The 3,362-nt window shown below is 61.3% G+C and carries 4 protein-coding genes; 2 read left to right on the top strand and 2 right to left on the bottom strand.

What is annotated here, in order from left to right; translation table 11 throughout:
* Window positions 1-122: 122 nt before the first annotated feature.
* A complete protein-coding gene (locus GOEFS_RS21705; RefSeq protein WP_007320104.1) occupies window positions 123-806 on the top strand; it encodes a PIG-L deacetylase family protein in 684 nt (227 codons plus the stop codon).
* A gap of 69 nt (window positions 807-875) precedes the next feature.
* Here GOEFS_RS21705 and GOEFS_RS21700 read toward each other — a convergent pair whose 3' ends face one another.
* Complete coding sequence (locus tag GOEFS_RS21700; protein ID WP_040525939.1) at window positions 876-1,751, bottom strand: L,D-transpeptidase family protein; 876 nt, start codon at window positions 1,749-1,751, stop codon at window positions 876-878.
* 187 nt (window positions 1,752-1,938) lie between these two features.
* Between GOEFS_RS21700 and GOEFS_RS21695 the strand changes: the two genes are divergently transcribed.
* On the top strand, window positions 1,939-2,481 hold the full coding sequence (locus GOEFS_RS21695; protein WP_007320102.1) for a Uma2 family endonuclease: 543 nt from the start codon (window positions 1,939-1,941) through the stop codon (window positions 2,479-2,481).
* A gap of 63 nt (window positions 2,482-2,544) precedes the next feature.
* Here the strand turns inward: GOEFS_RS21695 and GOEFS_RS21690 are convergent, their stop codons facing one another.
* The gene (locus GOEFS_RS21690; RefSeq protein WP_245549941.1) at window positions 2,545-3,090 is read right to left on the bottom strand and encodes a YceI family protein; all 546 of its coding nucleotides are present in this window, start codon (window positions 3,088-3,090) and stop codon (window positions 2,545-2,547) included.
* Window positions 3,091-3,362 lie beyond the last annotated feature (272 nt).

Here is a 3,362-nt window from a genome sequence, read left to right as displayed (position 1 = left end):
TTGCCGGGCAAAGATATTCGGCGCCCGCGGGTCTCGATATACCCGCCTCGATCAACGTCTCGCCGGGCACTCGACCACCGATAGCCCCAACCGCACGACGGTTTCGGCGTAACGTCGCGTATATGCCGCAACTACTCCCTTTCCCGACCGAATTCTCGACTGCCCTTGTCCTGGTCGCTCACCCGGACGACCCGGAATATGGTATGTCCGCGGCCGTCGCACGGTGGACCTCCGAGGGGCGAAAGGTGTTCTACGCCTTGGCTTCCAGCGGCGAAGCCGGCATCGAAGGTCTCGCACCGGTGGAGTGCGGGCCGCTGCGGGAAAGTGAGCAGCGCGCGTCCGCGGCAATTGTCGGCGTCGATCACGTCGAGTTCTGGGGGTTCCCTGACAGCAGCATCTTTAATACACCGCAGCTTCGAGCCAAGATCGTCGAGACCATCACCCGCTTGCAACCCGACGTCGTAATCGCCACTTACGGCGGTCCGGAATGGGCACCCGGGGCACCAAACCAGCGAGATCACATGGAATTCGCGGCCGCCGTCATCGAAGCCTACGACACGATGGACTCACCGCCTCGTTGGCTATTCGTCAACGGTCCCGAATCGACGCATGCCGTAGCGGTAGGCGACTTCGTCGAGTCAGCGGTGAATTCCCTTGCCGCCCACGACCGTTATCTGTCGGTACTTGACCCAGGTACACCAGTTATTGAACAAGCGAGGGCACAGGTAGCCATGATGGCCCAGCCACGCGACGACTTCGGCGGTGCAGTGGCGAGTACTTTCGAATTGGTGCGAAACGCTACCTGAACCGAAGAGCCAAACAGGTCCCCGACGCCAACGCGCCGGGGACCTGTTGTCGCACAGAAGCTTTAGCGGCTAGCTGCCTGCCGCGGTGCCGAGGATCGAAGGAATCAGGCTCAGCAGGCTGTTCGCCAGACCGGTGAGGATGCCATTTGAGTTCGCGCCACCCGGGGTCGTTGTGCCCGGCGCTTCCGCGGTCGGAGCACCCTTGTTGACGCCGATGGTGATCTTGGGCTCCTTAGCCGGGTCGAGCCAGGCGAGGATCTTCTTCATCGATGCCTTGTCGATAGCCACACAACCTTGGGTGGGTTCACCGTTGGTCACGTGTAGGAACATCGCGGACGCCTTGCCCGGTGTGCGCTGCGGGTTATGTGCGATGTTGACCGCGTAGTCGTAGACAGGTCCCGAGTTGTAGAGGTTCTCACTGTCTCCGCCTGGGTTCTTCCCCTTGACGTGGGTGTTGTAGGTCGGCGACTTCATGTTGGAGTCCCACCAGTCAGCCGTCGTCGCTTGGAAGTACGGCATTTTGGTTCCGGGGTTCGCATCGCGTCCAAATGCCTGGTCCAGCGCGAAGGTACCTTCCGGTGTGCGTGGAACGTTGTCCTTAGGCTCGCCCATGCCCTGCGACCCCAGGAAGGCTTTCACTGGGCCAACGACCGAGGTCCACTTGCCTTCGGCATTCTTCTCGAATGCCGTGAGCGTCGCGGTGGTATCCGCCGCCTTAGGCGCGGTGACCACGATCATCTGCGACGTTTTGCTCGGCGTCGAAGGTCCGTCCGACGATCCGCCGATACCCGCGAGGGTGTTCAAAACGGTGTCGACCAGCGCTCCGCCGCCGTTGGCAGCCGGCGCATTGGGGGTGGGGGTCGTCGTCGGGGCTGCCGACGCGATGGCAGGAACAGCGATGAGCGACACGATAGCCGCGAACACCACAAGTCCCACTAACCTCATTTGCCTCATAAGTAACTTCAGCACCACACAAGTGTGCCAGTGGTCAAGGCTCAATAAGTCACACGAGGATCACAAGGCAGTCTTGATCTGGTTACCGAAGTGAGCGCCGACACAATTTGGTGCCAGAATCTCGGCCGCCCTTTGGCGCGGCGAGCCCGCGACGCTGACACAGAAGCAGGGAGGAGCCATGGCTGAACCTGCCTGCAACTTTCCGGAGGTATGGACCACCGCTGATCTCGATCGTTTGCCCAATGAGGGACACCGATACGAGATCTTGGAGGGAAGTCTCGTCATGGCACCACCACCTTGGGGGCACCACCAGAACATTGCCACCAAACTCCTGGTCACCCTGTTTGCCGCAGCCCCCGCGGATTGGCGCGTTCTGACCAAGATCGGTGTGCACGTCCCCGGCGGCGAATTCATTCCGGATATCGCCGTTCTCAAACCAGGGGCTGAGCACCGGGTGGTGTGGAACGAGGCGGCAGATGTCGCGCTCGTCGTAGAGGTGGCCTCCGCGTCAACGCAGTCTTTCGAGCGAGGCACTAAAGCCCAGAAGTACGCCGCAGCCGGCATTCCGAACTATTGGCGCGTGGAGCAGGACGGTTCTGTCGTCGCATATGAGTTGGATGGCCCCAGCTACACCGTCATCGCCACGGCTCGCCCAGGGACATCATGGACCGCGACCACGCCATTTACCACAACGCTGACTCCGTCAGACCTGGTGACATAACTACCCCACAGCTATTTCGCGGTTCACGACAATAATTGTCGTGCAACGTGATTCAGCTGTGGGCTAGTTACGGGCGATCTGGGCCCGAAACTCCAGCTCAACCTCGTCGGCTACTTTCAGCGTGCCCATCATCAGCGAAAACGGCTTGAGCCCAACATCGCTATGCCTGACGACAGTGCGCGCTGACAACTCCCACGAATCGTCGGCCTGTGTGGTTTCGACATCGATTGCATGTTCTACACTGCGCCCACATACAGTCAGCTGTCCAGATATTCGATACCCAACGTCGATCGTTGCCACGCCGTCACCCACAAAGGTGATATCGCGAAACTTCTTTGCCTGTAACGTCTTCAACGCGTTGGACCGGACTACCGCCTTCTCCGCGGCAGTCAACGGAGTCAGACCACCATCACCGCGGAGCACGGTCAATGAGTTCACCGCGACCGACAGTTCCACCCTGGTCGGCGCTTCGTCTATCAACGTCGCGCTCCCCGACCACGATTCAAACGAAATGGTCAGCCGATGCCCTGCCTTGGCGGCTGCCCCAGCCACGCCGGTACGCAGTATCAGGTCACCATTGTCAGGTCCGATCATTAGCGAGCCACTCACGTCGCCGACGATACCCGACGCCTTCGCCGCCTAGCGGGGACCGACGAAGCGCGTCACAGCTTTCACCGCTCGTCGAGTGCCCTGAAGAGGCGCCAGCCGAGCCGCTGGTCGAGTGCCCGGTGAGGCGCCAGCCGAGCCGCTGGTCGAGTGCCCGGTGAGGCGCCAGCCGAGCCGCTGGTCGAGTGCCCGGTGAGGCGCCAGCCGAGCCGGGTGTATCGAGACCACCCACACTCGAACACCCCTACCGCACAAGAGCATTCGGGTCGCCAAGG

This window comes from Gordonia effusa NBRC 100432, from assembly GCF_000241305.1.
GTDB lineage: Bacteria > Actinomycetota > Actinomycetes > Mycobacteriales > Mycobacteriaceae > Gordonia > Gordonia effusa.
Note: the sequence above shows the minus strand (reverse complement) of the source record. Positions and strands in the feature narration are given on the sequence as shown.